This window comes from Gammaproteobacteria bacterium, from assembly GCA_013697705.1.
Lineage (GTDB): Bacteria > Pseudomonadota > Gammaproteobacteria > UBA6002 > UBA6002 > UBA6002.
This window is the reverse complement of record JACCWJ010000038.1, coordinates 1-16,675: the sequence shown is the minus strand read 5'-3', so window position 1 is coordinate 16,675 and position 16,675 is coordinate 1. Positions and strand designations below refer to the sequence as shown.

Genomic DNA, 16,675 nt, shown 5'->3' with positions numbered 1-16,675 from the left:
AATCCACATATCCCTTTAAATCCATAATATACCATGCATTGAAATCTGCAATAGAGAACAGAAATCAGCCTCTGGATCTTGTGAAACGTCTTTTGAATATATACCGAGAAATTTTGAAAGAAGAAGTTGTTGTTGTAAGTAATTGATCATTCATCGGATGATACCTCAAACACTCACTAACATCCCCCTTCTGCTTATTGTATAATAGGAAGTAGTAGACAGTGAGGAGTATGATAAGAAAGAGTACGAATGTGATATTTGTCTGGCTCCACTATTCAATCGATTTTATCTTTGTTCTATCTGCTCCGAGTCCTCTATCTGTGTTCAATGTTATGGGATTGAAGAAGAGAGAGCCAAGTTTGAATGCCCGGGTTGTGAAAAGAAACAGGCGGAGGAGGAAAAGAGCAGACGCAAAGGAAAGAAAGGAAGTAATGAGAGCAAACAAACCTGGAAATTGCGATCCAAATATACGGAGAAACAGTTAGAAGATCTGAAAAACGGAGCCGAACAACTCATAGGGGAACAATCGTCTGAACGCTGTAATCAAACTAATTCAGCTGGTGATTTCGATACTGACGATGACGATAATAATAACAACAACAACAACAACAACAACAACAACAACAACAACAACAACAACAACAACAACAACAACAATACGACAAAATTACTAGTCAATGCTGTGAGTAGCAGTGCTAGTAAAAGAAAACGAGATGCTGGATACCCTACGTTTACCGATATTCTTCCTCGACGAAACCTTGTTGATAGTCGGGCACAAAGAATAATACGTTCGTGTCAGGAACTACTGGTAGAGGTAGTTCCCAAAATTATAGGTCCTACTTTTGATAATCATTTCTGCAATCGCCTCTTACCGCAGATCACACCCGATGTAAATCCAGAACAAATTATCCAACAATTAGCCACAGAGTTTGCGCTAGATTTTAAAGATAATATTGCGAGAATAAAAGTTAGCGGGGCTTTGTCCGGTGCGTTAAGCAGTCAATTGAGGCGAAAAATTGATGAGCGTTGGGTGGGAAAGCTTCCCTCTGATCGTAGGCCTCTTCTACTACCAATCGATCAAAGCTTTTTTGAATCATATGAGCCGTTGTTTAAACTGGGCGATAACTTCTTTCCGCCTGACCTAATTGAGAATATAGTCACTGTTATAATTAAACAAATGGCTGATAGAGTGGCTGATACAGTTAAGCCTACTCTTCTGACTGAGGACATCATTGGAGAAATTATTGATAATGTAATCAATATGTTTAATCTCAGCCCAGAAAAAATAAATGGCCTGATTTTGGCAATGTTAGATAACCAAGTAATGGAGGCGACTTTTATTAAGAATGTCACCCTCCAATTTCGTAACTTTGTCTTAGCCTTGGGCCCCCAGCAGATCTTTCCATCTGGGCGCCCCCAATTTAATCTCCCCCCATCACCACAAAATAAGGCGTCTCAACAGAGGGTTGCTCCTGGTCAGCAACCTTCTCTGCCTCCATTTAATGTGCAGAATGTAAGCTCGCAAGTCATTTCAACGAGCTTTTTTAATGATGCCCCCCCAGGTCCCCCTTCTAGTAATCAAGACCAATCGACTCCATCTTTAGAAGGTGCTCCAAAAGTTCCCGAGGGTTTTAACAGACACATTATAAGATAAATTTATAATATGAAAAAATTTTCTAATTTAAAATGAATAGCTAAAAATTTGCTGCATTCGCGTAATAGCTTAGCTTATACACGAAGCGAAGGAACTCCCCGAATCAATATAAATTTGATTCGTGGAGGCCCTCGGGATAGCGAGCTTGGGGGATGGCCTGAATTATTGGCTCTACGCTGCCATTAACTGTAAGTAGTCTCTCTTATACTCGCGCATCATTTTACCCAGAGATAACAATTCATTTTCGGTGAGAATTTTTTTCACTTTAGGAAATAGTTTGGTTTCCTCTTCCCTTGCATGGTGTTCAACTTCGCGTTTGAATTTCATGAACTTCTTATTCCACTCTTTAGCATCTTTAATTTTGCGAAATTCTTTAATAGTTTTCTTGGCACTTTTTTCTTCTGCAATCAAATGCGTGATGATCTCTGATAGTTTTTCATTTCTTTTTAGGTGCGGATACCAAATTTCTTGCTCCATAGTTTCATGGCGGATTAAATCATCACAAAGGAGATTAAACATCTTAGCTGTTGTCTCGTCTCTATGTGACCCTTCAAGAATATCGGTAAAGGATTTTCTAACCTTATTATGCTCATTAATAAGAAATGCTACAGCATCCATAATTTGCTCCTTACTGATGAAAATTAATCGTCCTGTGTTAGTAATAGTATATAGAATACAAATGTACAAAAAACTTCACATAAGTAGGTTACTCTTAGTCCCTGAAGTCTTAATTTTCATTAAAATACATCCTCCAAAACCGCCACATATGGCGTTGCACCAGATTTGAACTGTTAAAACTGAGAGAAATGTATTAAAATAAAATGAATTTTTATAACGAAAATCGCTTGTCTTCAAATTTTGTAATGTTTATTTTTAGAGTCCTTTCAAGGGCGGATATAAATTTATAGTATTGTGTAGTGCTTATTATTGATTGTAGTAGAGGTTGAATATGACTGTAGAGAGCAAGATAGGGTCCGTGAACACTCCTTCCCCACAGAGCTGGTTAACATGTACACTCCATGCAATTAGTATTCCCTGTTTGGTAGCCTTTTGCGCCGGACTCATTTATGGCGCCATACGATATTACTATGGTGAAGATATTAGTCAGGAAACTTCTCAATGGTTGACTGCAGCTGCGATAGGATTACAAGCGATACTCATAGTCATATTTTACTGGTTCTTTATTCGTCTTATTAATATTGCTAGTAAATATCTTAAGTCACTTTCTACTCTGCGTGACAGCAAAACAAGTATCATCATAATTCCTTTTTTAGCGAGCGCTTCGAAAGCTATTGCCTTATTGGCAATGGTGAACCTTGTGCTTCCATACATTGGGTTACCTGCTCAGTTTGAGTTTATATTAGAGAAGATAACCAGTATTTTTGTGATTGGGTGCATTACATGGATTTTTTTTCGCTTGGTACATGCCGCAGAACAGTTAATTGTAAATTATTACGCATTTAAATCAGCCACTAATGTAACTGCGAGAAAGATGTATACGCAAATGCGGATATTAAAGCGTGTTATATATGGAGTTATTCTTATCTTAGCGCTGGGTGCTTCTCTTATGCTATTTGATAACGTACGTAGCCTCGGGGCCAGCGTGTTGACAACAGCAGGGATAGCGGGTGTTGTTCTCACGTTAGCAGCTCAACGTTCCCTTCCAAGTCTTTTAGCGAGTATAGAAATCGCCGTTAGCCAACCTATCAAGATTGGAGATGCAGTTATTATTGAAAATGAATTCGGTGTTGTCGAAAAAATAAATTTTCGTTATGTAGTCATTAAATTATGGGATTGGCGACGTTTAGTGGTTCCCACTAATTATTTTCTAGAAAAACCTTTTCAGAACTGGAGCAGGGAACAAGCAACCAACTTAATTGGCACTACGTATTTATACGTAGATTACACCCTACCTGTCGATGTTTTGCGGGGTGAACTCTTAAATGTGCTTAAGGCTACACGTTTATGGGATGGTAAAGTGAACAATATTCAAGTCAGTGATGCCAAGCAGAATTCAATGGAGCTTCGAATTCTCACAAGTGCGCGTAGCCCTGCTGAGGCTTGGGATTTACGTTGTGAAGTACGTGAAAAGCTAATCGATTTTATTGCTAAGAATTATCCCCAGTGTCTTCCTCATCAACGAACCACGCAGTTTAAAGGTAGCTATATGCCACAAGAAGTGGAAAACGTTAGCTGAAATGTCGTTAATCACAACCACACGATAGTGATTTTTGATTGAAATACTCCGCTGCAGTTTCAGGGCAACATTCGCAGGCGGATAAAATAACTGTCGCTAGCAACATCATTATTATTTTATACATACAAATTCCTTTTGTAGAATGAAAGATAACAATAATACTTCAAATTTATCGTTAGCAAAACTTTTAAAACGTAATGAAGATGCAGCGCTAGCGTTTAGGCTGCTGAGGTAGGAATCCATTCTAAGGGTCAAGACTTTAGGATTTAACTTAGCTCAATAATCTGTCATAATTATTTGGTACGTAAATTACCTCTATTAAAAATCTTAAAAATATGCAGATTGTCACAGCTATTATTTATAATAAGGAGCTTCAAATGCCACAATCCCTGCCCCTAGCCTATTCCATCCACCTCAAAGACGAGGTTCCTGCTTTAGTGAAAGATGTTATTGAATATTTCAAAAATGATACTCAGATCGCACACGAGTATTTTCAAGTTATATTTGAAGGAAAAGATCCTGCTAATCCCCCTATTAATAATATCTATCAACAAGTCAATACCATGCTTACCAATCCTAATTTCTTGAAGATTGGAGCGCTCAAAGATGAGGAATTTATCGAATTTAAAGCAACTTTGAGAACAACTATCAGCTATGAGCTAAAAAAACCGGATATGAAGCTTAAGCTTAAAAAAGATTTTGATGAGAAAATTAATTTATTAACAGGCGAGCGGAACCAAGCTCAACAACAAGTAGAACAGCTCCAAGCCAAAATTAGACAGCTTGAAAATGTGATTAGTGATCAAGAAAGTAAAATTTCGACATTACATGACCAATGCGATGCACAAGCTAGGGAGTTAGAAGATTTGAAATCTGAGCAGCCAAATCTCGAGGGCATTGTTTCGATAGCTAAAAAACACGTGCCTTTTAAAGATGAAAAGAAAAAGCAGCTAGATGATCCTCAAACGAGTTTGAGTAGAAATGGAGCTAAGAGACATTATCATATAAGCAAAACGGGTCCTCATCAAATATCTGGATTGTTACAGGTGAGATCTGCCTTTTATCATCCGGTAACTTCAGCTTCTCAGGGTAACAAAGCTTTTCCATCTACTAACGTTACTCAAACGCTAAGAAATTTGGGTGGTTCTAAATAATACGTCGTTATATTAACAACTATTCCAGCTTCTAGGTCCTCCTTGTGCAGTAATGCAGAAGGGGGATACTTTTTAAAATATTGGTCGTCACATCTTTTTGAATATCAGTATGAAATTAGAAAAAATTTATAATGTACTCTGATTCCAAAAAGTGAATAATTAAAGAGGGTGACACCACAAATATGAAGGATTGGTAAAGGTGACTCAAACAATCATTGCTGACCATAATCAAAATATTGACTTACGCATAGAGTATTTGACCAATTGTAGCCAACACATCTCTGTCCTCGCAAAGCTACAGTATGATGAGATAAGTCAGCATTGGGTAAAGGGCGCCTCTGTGGAAACTACCAAGCAGCGTCTGATGACTCACCTGAATTATGATCAGCTCCCTATTACGTTAGTGGCACTTAGTGAGCAAACTCCTGTTGGAATGGCATCACTACGTATCAATGATGGTATCAGGCCTGATTTAGAGCCTTGGCTTGGCAGCTTAGTTGTTCATCCTAAATATCGTGGGTCGAGAGTGGGCGAAAGACTCATCAAAGCGATTGAGCAAGAAGCATTGGCTCGAGGCTATGAAAAATTATATCTGTTAGCCTTTGATGCTACTATTCCAAATTGGTATTCAAGGTTAGGATGGAAAAAGATGGGTACCGACGAGCTTTTTACGCATACTGTTACCGTGATGCAATTAGAATTGGAAAAATAGTGCCATTACACTCAGCTCGACAATAGGATATATGAGATTAACATGATTTATATGCGCTATATTATTTTAGCTTTTATATTACTCAGTAAAGCTGGCCCGATTTATGCCTTAACTGAAAATCAGGCAAAACACTTTTTTCATCTTAGTAACCAGCATACTACTACTTTTTTGAATATAAAGGGCTATCAACAAACGACTGATTATACCTGTGGTCCGGCGATTGTAATGTCTCTGTTACGCTATTATGGAAAGTTGAGCGAATCTCAGATGAACCAAAAAATGGAAATGTGTATTGCTAAAGAAATGGGCACTACAAAATCGGAAGGTACCAACGAAGATCAATTAGTATGCTGGTTAAATAATCATGGCTTTAGAGCAAAAGCGTGCTATAACGGATCGCTTCAGATGTTGCGCACGAAATTGACTGAGGGCACTCCTGTTTTAGTTGATTGGATTGATTGGGGAGGGCATTGGGTGGCTGTTGCGGGTTATGATTCCTCGCCAAATACGAATAACTTGGATCACGCGACTATTTTCTTTGCAGATTCAGCGGCACATTTTGATGGCATGAAAACTCGCGATGGGATTACTTTTATTAATGCAGATCGCTTCGCGAATATGTGGCTAAATTCAAAATTGCAGCGCAATATATACATTATTGCTACACCACTTGATTGTAATTCATCGCTTACATGGAAACAAATTGAAGGAATAAATCAATGCCCTTAATAGTAACCTTTTTTATCAGCTCAGTGTTTATGTTCATTCTAGATATGACATGGTTTGCTGTTTTTTCCCGAAGTTTATATGCAAGGCAAATAGGCCCACTACTACACAAAACAAATGATCTTTTCGCAGTAAATTGGCCCGCGATGTTTGTCGGCTACTTCATGCTCTTACTCGGAATTTTTTGCTTTGTTCTACCGAAATCAAACGGAAATATCTATCATGCGCTTTTCTGGGGAGGATTATTCGGTGCTTGCCTCTTTACCTATCATAATTTTGTTAACTTGGCCACCTTAGCTAGATGGCCGCTTATGATTAGTATTGTGGATGTTTTATGGGGAATTTTTTTATGTAGCGCTATCAGCGTTTTTGCAACGGTGATTCAAAAATTTTGGTTCGTTAATTAAGTTCAGCATTCTTCGTGTCCATGAATTTAAGGTAGTGTTGCGAATTCTTACTTCTTAACTATCGTACAGCATTTATTCATGTTATCTCAGCAAGGTACTTTTGCAAAGCGTCAAAAAACGTAGCCATTGCAGCTTCTTTTATTCATTTGTCGCAAGATCATTCATAAAATAAAAATGTTCTACGGGACCATGACCTTTCCCTAGCGCTTTGTTACTCCCTGATTGGATAGCTTCAGTTACGTATTTTTTAGCGATTCCTACCGCATTTTCGACACTATAGCCCTTTGCCAAGTAGCACGTAATGGCGGCAGCTAAACAGCAGCCTGTACCATGAGTATGACGTGTCATAATTCTGGGCGCTGAATATAAATAATATGACTTTTCGCTACACAGATATAGAACGTCAATACATTGACTGCCCTTAATATGACCTCCCTTTATTAGAACATTAGTTTCAAATTTATCACCCAATATTTTAGCTGCTGCTTTTTGCTGGGTTAAGGTAGTGATTTTAGTATTTAATAACTGCTCAGCTTCATGGGCATTTGGAGTAATTAAAGTAGCTTTTGAAAATAATTCATTAGACAGTGAGTTCATTACATCAATAGAGGAAAGTTCTGAATTATCTTTCGCTCGCATTACAGGATCTATAACAATGCGCTTAGGTTTATAATATTCAATTAAATCATTGACCAAGCTTATGTTCTGACGATTATATAACATGCCAATCTTTAAAGCTTGAATGTTTAAATCCTCGAAAACACATTCAATTTGGTCTTTGATAATCTCGGGAGGAAGCTGGAAGATGCTTTTGACACCTTGGGTGTTTTGGCTCACTAAAGCGCATATGATCGATGCTGCGTAGCAACGAGTGGCTGAAATCGTTTTAATATCAGCTTGAATTCCAGCACCACCGGTGGGGTCAGTACCCCCAATAGTTGCGACGCATAGGTAGCTGTTCATTGAATTCCTTGATAAATTTTGTCTAGAAAATTAATCTTAAAAGATGCGGGCCCTGGTGGTGCCATCATTTCAGCTTGGTGAGCGCACCAGCCGTAAAAAGTAGTTGCTAAGCGTGCTGCATTAAAACGATCTGAATCGATCGCATGAAAAGCACCAATAAAGGCAGATAGTAAACATCCGGTACCCGTTACCTTGGTCATCAAATTAGAGCCATAGTCAGAGTGCGCGATTTTTTCTTTATCAATAATAATATCGGTCTTGCCGCTGACAACGATCGTGCAATTACGTAGCGTAGAAAGAGCTATCGCATTTGAAATTATATTTTTTGTTTCTAAAGTGGTATCTACTCCTTTTGAATTTTTAGTTCCCGATGATAGGGCGTCAATTTCGCTGGCATTACCTCGAATAATGGCAATAGAGAATGTCTGCAAAAAATTTAAAACAGTAGCGGTGCGCAGCTCACTTGCACCTGCGCCTACGGGATCCAAAATAATGGGAATATTATTGTTGTTAGCTACCTCACAAAATTTTTCGCATTGTCGAATAAAATTGTTATGGAGTGTGCCAAAATTAATTACTAACGCTTTTGCGATAGTGACTAGTTCGCTTTCTTCTGGAGCATAACTCATAATGGGAGAAGCGCCGAGAGCAATTAAACCATTAGCGACAAAATCAGCGCTTACATAATTTGTCAGATTAAGTATAAGAGGGGTGGCAGATTGTATCTTATGACAGGCTAACTTTATTTTGTGTTGCACTATCTCTATCCTCCATGCATATTTTAATTGCTAGACTCAAATCTTTTGCAGCTTCAAGTGCATCAGGGTAATCATGAATTGCCCCGATCACCGCTGCGCCTGACGCGCCTCGATTGATGACACTGCCAATATTATTTTTATTGATTCCACCGATGGCCATAATAGGGTGGCCGGTAATGTTGACTATTTTTGATAGACCTTCCAACCCCCATATCATTTTACAATTCGGTTTTGATTTGCTCGGAAAAATTGCACTTGCGCCAATATAATCAATTGCATCGATATTATTCGCTTTGACAACGTCTGTTAAACTTTCCACAGACCAACCTATGATCTTATCTGGCCCCAAGATTTTTCGTGCCAGGTATGGCGAAAGATCATTTTGGCCTAAATGAACTCCATCTGCATCCACGGCTTTGGCAATTTCGATATGATCGTTAATTATTAAAGGAATTTTGAGTGGGCGTAGAAATTTTTGAAGTGTTTTTGCTACAACATATAGTTCATTATAATCGCGTGTTTTTTCTCGAAGTTGTATGCAAGTTACGCCGCCGCTAATGGCTTTTTTGAGAAAATTTGTATATTGGGGTAGGGGTGTTTTGCCAATGTGTGTGACTAAACAAAGATGCAGAATAGATAAATTCATTTTACAGACCTCCAAATTAATGGAGGCAATGAATGAAAGAAGCATGTATCTTTCATCACACTCCCTCCGCAGGCATTACCCAGAGCAGGTTATAAGGGTATTTCTCAGCTTTTTAACAAAGCACCCCTGGTGAACGAAGATAAAGTGTATAGAGCAATTTGTAAGGTGTCAATGAGGTAAGGACTACCGCGCGCGTTAATTTTATAGCATTATATGACTTGTCTTTTTAATTGATAAAACTCTCGGAATAGGTCTAATGAAGAAAAATATTATTGAAAAATCAAAGCTTAATGACAAAAATGAAAATATAATTTCGTTAGGCGATGCTAAAAAAAATCCTCAAGATGCAATAACTTATCTAAAATCAATAACACACATAGAAGATCGTGAGTGCAATCAGTTGGCCAAAATCTTCTATAAACATCGCGGCGATGCTCATTTCGATCGCTCTCTGCAACAAAGTTCACAATTGAAAGATTTAATATTCAGGGTGGTGATGGGTGATAAAGCCGCAGCTGAATTATTGATGCAAACTCGATACGGTCATAAATGGAATAATAATTATTTAAGTAATAGTCAGTTAATTTCAATACTAGATCAGCATTATTTTGATAAAAGTAATTGTGAAGAATATATTAGTGCTATGCGTCTTTCAAGGGAGGAAATTTTTCAATTACTGAAGTCTGATATAACGCCGAGGATATTAGTTAATTGCCTTTCTGCAAAAATTGAATCGGATGACTTTTTAGATAGATTAAGTGGCGCAGTTGAAAATTTAGATTTCGAGAATGATAGAGATTATTTGTTTGATCTTGCTAAGAATAATGATGCCTTGGAGGAGATGTTGAGCTATCCGAGTTATTTCAAGTACTTCTCTAATAATATCAGGGAAATTCCAGCGCCAGTGGTGCCTTTAGTTTTAAATGCAATCAATGCTAAGCTTATACTAATGGCTGACCGTGAAACAAAAATTAAAGACTTGTGTATAGAGTTAAGAAATAAGTTAGAATGGGTGCTTTCCCTCCAAGATCCCCCTGCTGAGCATGAATATTATCAGCAGTATGTGCTAATAAGATTTGATGGCCGAGATGGGGTGCTCAAAGAGATGGTAATGTACAATAATTTAAATGATCTTAAAAAAGATTATTGTCTACTAGGCAAACAATCAACCATAAATCGTGCTCGCAAGTATATTCATAAAAAACTTACAGGTGATGTTGCTATAGTCGAGATTGGCAATAGCGGAGAAATTATGAGTGCACGAAAGGAGAAATATCAGGGCTATGAAAAAAATCAAGACAAGAAAAATGTTATTACTCGTATAGTGTCACCTCGCGAAACTAAAGTGATATCTCGGATGGAAGGTGATGAAGCGTTAAACGACTCAGTCCATTTTGCAGAAATTCTTGCGGATCTAGATCGCGCTTTTGGGCTCGCCATTAATGGTGAAAAATCAGTTGCCTGCCTTTTGGCAGACAAGTTTGTTCAATACTTTCAAGATACTGAATTTAGTAACATGATTGTGTGTAATTTTAAAACTTATGAAACGGTGTTATTAAAAATATATAAAGATGCCCAAGCATTAACTATCTTAAAAACAGGTTTAATTGGAGAACAAGGTCAACATTTATTATCTAATTTAGAGGATTTATATCAAGCCAAAGCGTTAAAAGATGGGGCAAAACTGCAATGTACTGTAAGGTTTAATAGTGATAGCCCTATTGTTTCTCGTGCGTTAGCGCAAACAAATGAAAAACGAGTGTCAGTGGACTCAATGCGAATAAAGTTTAATTAGGCTAAAGTTTGTATAGTCAAGCCGTCCTGCAGCGATGTAGAACGCTACAGTGATTGCACCATTATTATTTATAGGATATTTATCATGATAATACATAGACTCGAGCAGCCCCTGGTTGACAATTTTGAAGCATTCAATCACGCAAACCCACCACCAAGGTTTCTAAATTTACTGTTAGTGTGTGCTTGTATATGTGGAGAGGCGGAGTCAGCAGAACACTTCATCCAAAATAATGCGGATGTCGATTTTTATGAGAAAGATTTTTTTGATGGTCGTGCACCTAGATTTAGCTTGTCAGTATGGCAATCCTAAAACGGTTGCAGTGTTGATGGCGAATAACGCAAACGATTCGCAAAATTTACACATTGAGGAAACACCGCTGCATTCTCAGAAACAACCGCAAAGCTGAAATAATAGAGAGATTAGTAATAGAAATCAGCGTTCCATTGGTAATTCAACACTATATGGCTTAAGGCTAACAGCCATCCGTATGAATATCCCTTTATTCGCTCTTGATAAAGGAAACTCTCATGAGGAATCTGTCTGCGAAATTAACTCCAATTCATGGCAATCACAGTAAATACGCGAATAAACCACAGTACAACCACGCCGTCCGCGAATAAATCGCGGACAACGACGTGATGTAACCCCCTCGAAATAAGCCTTTTATAATTTTTGCCCTGTACAAAGGAAAAATTGCTAAATCATAATACGTTTAAGATTATATTAAGTAACTTGTCGTATACTACGTTAGTTAAAAATTCATTACACCCTTAAATTTGAGTAGAAAATGCTAAGTAAACAACCAAGTGAACGCTTATTAGAAGCGATAGAAAATAACAATTTTACTGAACTTCGCAAAGTAGCGAGGATATTACAGAAAAATAATTTGCTTAACAACCTCTCTAAAAAGGGCCAGGGATTTCTCCATTATGCTACTTATTATAAAAAACCGAAGGCAGTGCAAATTTTACTTGATCACGAAATCGATGTCAGTGTCAAAAACTATCACTCGGAGACAGCGCTTCACATCGCTGCGTTTACAGATAATATCCACCACATTCAAATTTTAAAACTACTTTTAAAGCCTGAGACCGTATTATTGACAGAAGATGATAATGAATCGACTATTTTCCATAAAGCAGTTTATGGCGAAGCAAACGATATATTAAGATTTTTATTGAATAAATATCCCGAACATATTGAGGTAAAAGACAAGTTGGGCCGTACTCCTTTGTTTATTGCAGTTGAGAAAAAAAATAAAAATATGATGACTATTAAACTGTTATTAGAAAAAGGAGCGAATACCGATGTCACTTCATCCTACGGTTCCTCTTTGAGAGATTTGGCGAGGGCTGATTCGGTCATTAACGCCTTATTTGAACAAGATGACGAGAGAGATTTTGAAAAAGATAGCGGTGAACAGGATACTTCCAACTATATTCGAACATTTAAACAACATAGTATGCCTTCGCACTATTTCTATTCTACTGCTCCTAACCCGTGCGATTCAACGGAAGTGCAAACAAAGAAATCAGTCACATGGAAGCTGTCAGAGCCTAATAATTGTAAATCAAGCAGCATTATTAGTGAGGATGAAGTGTATAGTCCGACTTATACTTGAGAAAGTAGCGCTAATATTAATTTTAGCAGCCCTGTTCAGGTTTATGTAAGTACTATGACAACATCATGTAGTCGCCAATTAAGTTGTTTAATTTCTGCCTCCAGTTTGTTCGCGTGGTCGATTAAATTTTTATCTGTGTTGGGGACGATAAATATTTCCCCAAAAAAAATGTGCCCCTCATCTCGAAAACGTACAGCAGATTCTTTAACCCAAGATTGATCTGCGATATATTTAGCCGCTTGGTGAATAATCGGGTCAGTTTTATCTCTGGCGAGGGTATGTGGCATCTCATCGAGTAAATCTAATATAGCTTTTTTTAGGGTGTGATAACCATCATATAAAATATCGAAGGAGATAAGAATCGCAACTGCGGAGTCCATCCACCACAAACCCATGCCAATTCCTAAAATTCCCACAATGCTAGCAAAACCTGTCAACCAGTCCGCCTTATTCATTTTGGCATCGGTGAAAAGAATTTTGTCATACAGTTGTAATGACATTCGGTATTTCACGCGGCCTAAAAATGTATTTGGAATACTTTTCCATAATAGCGCTACCATCATTAAATAACCGAGCCAGATGATTTGATCGCCGATAACGATAATGGAAATGTCGGGATGTTCATGTTTTAAGAGCACTCTAGTGCTATCAATCATTAGAGAAAGTCCCACTGCACAAAGTGTCAGCGCGCTGGCTAAATGACAAATATTTGTTATTTTATGAAACCCATAAGGAAAATTTTTATTGGCAGGTTTTTTAATGAAGTGACTGGAGATAAGAAACATAAGGGGAGGAATGAGACTCAAACTATCTTCGAAAAAAACTGCCTTCATAGTTTGAGAATTACCCATCACAAGGTATAAAAAAAACACTACCGATGCCATATAAAATAAAGATATCCATTCATATACTACGGCCTTTTTGTATATTTTTGCTAATAACGGCGGAAATTCTAAAGTATTAGTTATGTGCATTTTTAGCTGCTATTTGTTGAATCAAGGTTTGATTTTTTACTATGAATTTGTCTAATGCTACGAGGAAAGCATTTTCCCCTTTCATAATCGCAAATACCCGCGGTGAGAATTTCTCAGAAGAATGAGAAGTTTCCTTCTGCAAATAGGGTCGAGTGAAACTAACAGAAGCTTTCCATGGCGAATCGTCCTTAATACCGCAAATGATAATATTCACTGTATTTTTTTGTACACCATCAAATAAATTTTCTTCCGCACCTGCAACCCATTGAATGTCTGCATGTATTTGTTTGGCGAAAACCTGGATAATTTCAGCTTCAATACCACTAGGCGGATGTGTGTCTACTACCCATGGAGGATTAACACAAAATCCTACTTTAAGAGTGCTATTTGAGACATGATTTAATGTATTGTTTGGATCGCGCGGAATTTTACAGGCGGGTAGTAACGACACACCCACAATGAGGAGAAAATTAAGAATAATTCCAAAAATTTTTCTTCGGTTGGAGCCGAGCAGCTCCTGGTTATGTTGAGAATATCTATTCAACGCACGTCTATCCATTGATCATCCGTGTGAGATATTAAAATACTATTGCTTAAAATGATAGAGTGCCAATGGATCAGACTCCTAAGTCACTCCCAACGATTTCTATGTAATGGCAGTTATACATTACTTAGGATCGAGGTTAAATTATAATCTGCATTAGGTAAAGAAGGCAATGTAAGATCAGACAGTACGACTTTTCATGTGTCAGCATGATGCCTCATTCTTTGCGAACTTCGCTGAATGTGGTGCTTCTTACTGATAATGAAGAAATAAACTAAGGTTATTATAATGTTAAAGAAGGAGAGAGATCTTCTATAATGCATTCCTGTGATTTAAGGTCCGTTAATATTTTATCCAATCTGTCATGTTCCGCTTTCAGCCCTTCCATATTTTTTAATGCAGTGAAAGGTTGTGGTTTCACCCTCTCTTCAGGGGTTAACTTGAGTATGTCACTTAAGATCAAAATAGCATGCCATTTCTCTCTGATACCCAAATATATTTCTGCACATGGATGCGCCTGCTTTTGTGTTTGTTCTACACTATTTGTATTATGTTCAGACTGACTTAGCCGTGAATTCTCTCTATAAAAAGAAAAAGGGTGTTCTGAATAATGGGTATTAGCATTTTCATTGGTAATTGTCGAATTCGAATGCTGAGTCTGAATTTCTTTAATATCTTGTGTCCCTAGATTTTCCTGAACTGTTTTCCTTCGTAGAGACTTGCTCTCCGATGTACGAATTGCTTGTTGCAAGCGTGTCACGCTTTCGTCATGGGCAATTTTATATTGTTCATGCTCAGACCCTTTAATGAGGGGTTGAAGCTCAAGAGAATATTGCTCCAATAATAATTGGGTGGTTTCTAAGGATAATTTTTGTTTAGGAGTTTTGTATTGCTGCATTAGTTTACTGAAAATACTTGACCAGTCCTTTGCATTCAAAAAAGTGGTAATAATGTCTTTAGTATTGATCCATTGATTAATATGAAATACCTGTTTTGCTGGGATGATTACCGATTTATTATGCACTGTTACAGAAACTTTTCGTGTTATTTGTAGCTTTCTATCATTATTTAAATATTCTTGCAGCTTTTTCGCTTCGTCGCGTGTGGTACAAATAATTGTTAGGTTGGCACTGGCACTGGAGGCCAGCGCGGCATGTATTTTTTCATCTAATTTATTTTGAAACGGTAACATATAGGCTTCGATTCCAACATCTTTTTGTGGGAATTCTGATATTCGACTATCTTCTTCATCGATGTCAGAGAGCTGCTCATGGCTCTGCGGGTTTATGTAAAAATAAGAATCAGAATTATCTAACTCCGTTGTTAAATTCAAATTTGAACTATCCGGAAAGAGGTTATCCAAATCATTGGCATAATCTTCTCTTGACTTACGTTTCTTATTTTTTGAAGTAATCTTGGACAAAGCGGTTTTTTTTTCTTCCATATTAGCTTCCTCGTGCTGCGATTAAGAAGGGAACATTATTTTAGCTTTCTAAGATTAATAAAATCTTAAATAGATTATGGGAACCATTATTAAAAAAAGGCGTGTTTCGAGGGGTGCAATCACGCCATCGTCCCACGATTCATTCGCGGGACGACGTGGAGGGGTGGGCCGCGGTACGACGGCAAGTGGAACAATTTTATGTCCAGTACAAAGTTTATTTACTCGCTAGATGATTGCATTGTCTCAAAAATATCCGAGATACTCTGCACCTATATTTCTCCCTCTCCCGCGTAAATTACTTTATTGTGATAAGTTTATTCGCGGGAGAGGGCTGGGGTGAGGGCCTTTATATTAACTTCAGGAACCGTCTCTTTGCTCAGCCTCACTGATTGCAGTATCTACAACAGCGTAGAACCTACTCAAAAAAGATGAAAAATAAACATACAAAAAAATAATAGACGAAAATCAGTCTCCATACTGGAATGAATCCGGATAACTAGAGTTTAACTGTATTTATTTTCTCGCTCCATCTTGTAATCATTTAAATCCTAAAAGCGTAGCTTACGGGAGAGATCAAGTGCGAGTTAATAAAACATTTAAGGAAAGGGCAAGAAGTCTGAGAAAAAATGCGACTGATGTGGAACGCTATTTATGGTATGAATTAAAAAATCGGCAGTTTGCAAACTTTAAATTTAAAAGACAATATGTCATTGAACCTTATATCGTAGATTTCGTATGTTTAAGTAAGAAACTTATCATTGAGCTCGATGGTAGTCAGCATTATGATCAATTGGAGTACGATATTGAAAGAACTTTATTCTTGCAGAGCAAAGGTTACAAATTTTTAAGGTTTTGGAATGACGTTATCTTGAAAGAGAAAGAGGCCGTTCTTGAGGTTATTTTAAAGGCCCTCACCCCAGCCCTCTTCCGCGAATAAGCTTATCAGAATTAGGTCCGACCCGGTCACATCGGTAATGAAAGTGACCGGACACATAGGTAACAGTAACATACTCCTAGTTAACAAAAATTGGGGAACTAGGATGCCATGGATAGAGACTGAACCTATGAATGAAAAAA

The 16,675-nt window shown here is 37.6% G+C and carries 17 protein-coding genes and 1 riboswitch; of the genes, 10 read left to right on the top strand and 7 right to left on the bottom strand.

Annotated features, from left to right (window positions below; all coding sequences use genetic code 11):
* Positions 1-454 precede the first annotated feature (454 nt).
* Complete coding sequence (locus H0U71_08125) at positions 455-1,654, top strand: hypothetical protein (GenBank protein ID MBA2655011.1); 1,200 nt, start codon at positions 455-457, stop codon at positions 1,652-1,654.
* A 171-nt stretch (positions 1,655-1,825) separates the two neighbouring features.
* On the opposite strand, the gene H0U71_08120 is transcribed toward H0U71_08125, so the two are convergent.
* Positions 1,826-2,272, bottom strand: a complete 447-nt coding sequence (locus H0U71_08120) for a hemerythrin domain-containing protein (GenBank protein ID MBA2655010.1) — start codon at positions 2,270-2,272, stop codon at positions 1,826-1,828.
* Positions 2,273-2,603: 331 nt separating this feature from the next.
* Between H0U71_08120 and H0U71_08115 the strand changes: the two genes are divergently transcribed.
* The 5 genes from H0U71_08115 (at position 2,604) to H0U71_08095 (ending at position 6,850) form a co-directional block, all read left to right on the top strand.
* The gene (locus tag H0U71_08115) at positions 2,604-3,851 is read left to right on the top strand and encodes a mechanosensitive ion channel (GenBank protein ID MBA2655009.1); all 1,248 of its coding nucleotides are present in this window, start codon (positions 2,604-2,606) and stop codon (positions 3,849-3,851) included.
* 377 nt (positions 3,852-4,228) lie between these two features.
* A complete protein-coding gene (locus tag H0U71_08110; protein ID MBA2655008.1) occupies positions 4,229-5,005 on the top strand; it encodes a hypothetical protein in 777 nt (258 codons plus the stop codon).
* A gap of 364 nt (positions 5,006-5,369) precedes the next feature.
* Positions 5,370-5,717, top strand: a complete 348-nt coding sequence (locus H0U71_08105; protein MBA2655007.1) for a GNAT family N-acetyltransferase — start codon at positions 5,370-5,372, stop codon at positions 5,715-5,717.
* 42 nt (positions 5,718-5,759) lie between these two features.
* Entirely contained in the window at positions 5,760-6,446 is a 687-nt protein-coding gene (locus tag H0U71_08100) for a C39 family peptidase (GenBank protein ID MBA2655006.1), read from the top strand.
* The gene (locus H0U71_08095) at positions 6,437-6,850 is read left to right on the top strand and encodes a DUF2177 family protein (GenBank protein ID MBA2655005.1); all 414 of its coding nucleotides are present in this window, start codon (positions 6,437-6,439) and stop codon (positions 6,848-6,850) included. Before H0U71_08100 ends, H0U71_08095 begins: the two co-directional genes overlap by 10 nt.
* Before the next feature lie 138 nt (positions 6,851-6,988).
* Here H0U71_08095 and thiD read toward each other — a convergent pair whose 3' ends face one another.
* Genes thiD through thiE form a run of 3 tightly spaced genes read right to left on the bottom strand, consistent with a single transcriptional unit; the run spans position 6,989 to position 9,217 of the window.
* Positions 6,989-7,813 carry a bifunctional hydroxymethylpyrimidine kinase/phosphomethylpyrimidine kinase gene (thiD, locus tag H0U71_08090; protein MBA2655004.1) on the bottom strand — a complete coding sequence of 275 codons (825 nt, stop codon included), beginning with the start codon at positions 7,811-7,813 and terminating at the stop codon, positions 6,989-6,991.
* Positions 7,810-8,571 (bottom strand): hydroxyethylthiazole kinase, encoded by a 762-nt coding sequence (thiM, locus tag H0U71_08085; protein MBA2655003.1) that lies wholly within the window; start codon positions 8,569-8,571, stop codon positions 7,810-7,812. Before thiM ends, thiD begins: the two co-directional genes overlap by 4 nt.
* Positions 8,540-9,217, bottom strand: coding sequence for a thiamine phosphate synthase (gene thiE, locus H0U71_08080; protein MBA2655002.1), 678 nt, complete (start codon positions 9,215-9,217; stop codon positions 8,540-8,542). The genes thiM and thiE overlap by 32 nt, the downstream gene beginning before the upstream one ends.
* A gap of 43 nt (positions 9,218-9,260) precedes the next feature.
* Positions 9,261-9,355, bottom strand: a riboswitch (TPP riboswitch).
* A 118-nt stretch (positions 9,356-9,473) separates the two neighbouring features.
* On the opposite strand from thiE, the gene H0U71_08075 reads away from it, so the two are divergent.
* The 3 genes from H0U71_08075 to H0U71_08065 all read left to right on the top strand — a co-directional run bounded on the left by H0U71_08075 (position 9,474) and on the right by H0U71_08065 (position 12,636).
* Entirely contained in the window at positions 9,474-11,012 is a 1,539-nt protein-coding gene (locus tag H0U71_08075) for a hypothetical protein (protein ID MBA2655001.1), read from the top strand.
* 84 nt (positions 11,013-11,096) lie between these two features.
* Positions 11,097-11,324 (top strand): hypothetical protein, encoded by a 228-nt coding sequence (locus H0U71_08070; GenBank protein MBA2655000.1) that lies wholly within the window; start codon positions 11,097-11,099, stop codon positions 11,322-11,324.
* A gap of 478 nt (positions 11,325-11,802) precedes the next feature.
* Positions 11,803-12,636 carry an ankyrin repeat domain-containing protein gene (locus H0U71_08065; GenBank protein ID MBA2654999.1) on the top strand — a complete coding sequence of 278 codons (834 nt, stop codon included), beginning with the start codon at positions 11,803-11,805 and terminating at the stop codon, positions 12,634-12,636.
* Positions 12,637-12,677: 41 nt separating this feature from the next.
* On the opposite strand, the gene H0U71_08060 is transcribed toward H0U71_08065, so the two are convergent.
* From H0U71_08060 to H0U71_08050, 3 genes are all read right to left on the bottom strand, one after another.
* Positions 12,678-13,610: a cation transporter gene (locus H0U71_08060; protein ID MBA2654998.1), complete on the bottom strand. Its 933-nt coding sequence runs from the start codon at positions 13,608-13,610 to the stop codon at positions 12,678-12,680.
* Positions 13,597-14,169, bottom strand: a complete 573-nt coding sequence (locus tag H0U71_08055) for a transporter substrate-binding domain-containing protein (protein MBA2654997.1) — start codon at positions 14,167-14,169, stop codon at positions 13,597-13,599. The genes H0U71_08060 and H0U71_08055 overlap by 14 nt, the downstream gene beginning before the upstream one ends.
* A gap of 268 nt (positions 14,170-14,437) precedes the next feature.
* A complete protein-coding gene (locus tag H0U71_08050; protein ID MBA2654996.1) occupies positions 14,438-15,598 on the bottom strand; it encodes a hypothetical protein in 1,161 nt (386 codons plus the stop codon).
* A 577-nt stretch (positions 15,599-16,175) separates the two neighbouring features.
* Here H0U71_08050 and H0U71_08045 point away from each other — a divergent pair.
* On the top strand, positions 16,176-16,535 hold the full coding sequence (locus H0U71_08045; protein ID MBA2654995.1) for an endonuclease domain-containing protein: 360 nt from the start codon (positions 16,176-16,178) through the stop codon (positions 16,533-16,535).
* The last annotated feature ends 140 nt before the right edge of the window (positions 16,536-16,675 follow it).

Bases quoted from the DNA above. Each gene is read 5' to 3' on its own strand.
- H0U71_08120 (MBA2655010.1), bottom strand. From the start codon at position 2,272: ATGGATGCTGTAGCATTTCTTATTAATGAGCATAATAAGGTTAGAAAA.
- H0U71_08115 (MBA2655009.1), top strand. From the start codon at position 2,604: ATGACTGTAGAGAGCAAGATAGGGTCCGTGAACACTCCTTCCCCACAG.
- H0U71_08110 (MBA2655008.1), top strand. From the start codon at position 4,229: ATGCCACAATCCCTGCCCCTAGCCTATTCCATCCACCTCAAAGACGAG.
- H0U71_08105 (MBA2655007.1), top strand. From the start codon at position 5,370: ATGACTCACCTGAATTATGATCAGCTCCCTATTACGTTAGTGGCACTT.
- H0U71_08100 (MBA2655006.1), top strand. From the start codon at position 5,760: ATGATTTATATGCGCTATATTATTTTAGCTTTTATATTACTCAGTAAA.
- H0U71_08095 (MBA2655005.1), top strand. From the start codon at position 6,437: ATGCCCTTAATAGTAACCTTTTTTATCAGCTCAGTGTTTATGTTCATT.
- thiD (MBA2655004.1), bottom strand. From the start codon at position 7,813: ATGAACAGCTACCTATGCGTCGCAACTATTGGGGGTACTGACCCCACC.
- thiE (MBA2655002.1), bottom strand. From the start codon at position 9,217: ATGAATTTATCTATTCTGCATCTTTGTTTAGTCACACACATTGGCAAA.
- H0U71_08075 (MBA2655001.1), top strand. From the start codon at position 9,474: ATGAAGAAAAATATTATTGAAAAATCAAAGCTTAATGACAAAAATGAA.
- H0U71_08070 (MBA2655000.1), top strand. From the start codon at position 11,097: ATGATAATACATAGACTCGAGCAGCCCCTGGTTGACAATTTTGAAGCA.
- H0U71_08065 (MBA2654999.1), top strand. From the start codon at position 11,803: ATGCTAAGTAAACAACCAAGTGAACGCTTATTAGAAGCGATAGAAAAT.
- H0U71_08060 (MBA2654998.1), bottom strand. From the start codon at position 13,610: ATGCACATAACTAATACTTTAGAATTTCCGCCGTTATTAGCAAAAATA.
- H0U71_08055 (MBA2654997.1), bottom strand. From the start codon at position 14,169: ATGGATAGACGTGCGTTGAATAGATATTCTCAACATAACCAGGAGCTG.
- H0U71_08050 (MBA2654996.1), bottom strand. From the start codon at position 15,598: ATGGAAGAAAAAAAAACCGCTTTGTCCAAGATTACTTCAAAAAATAAG.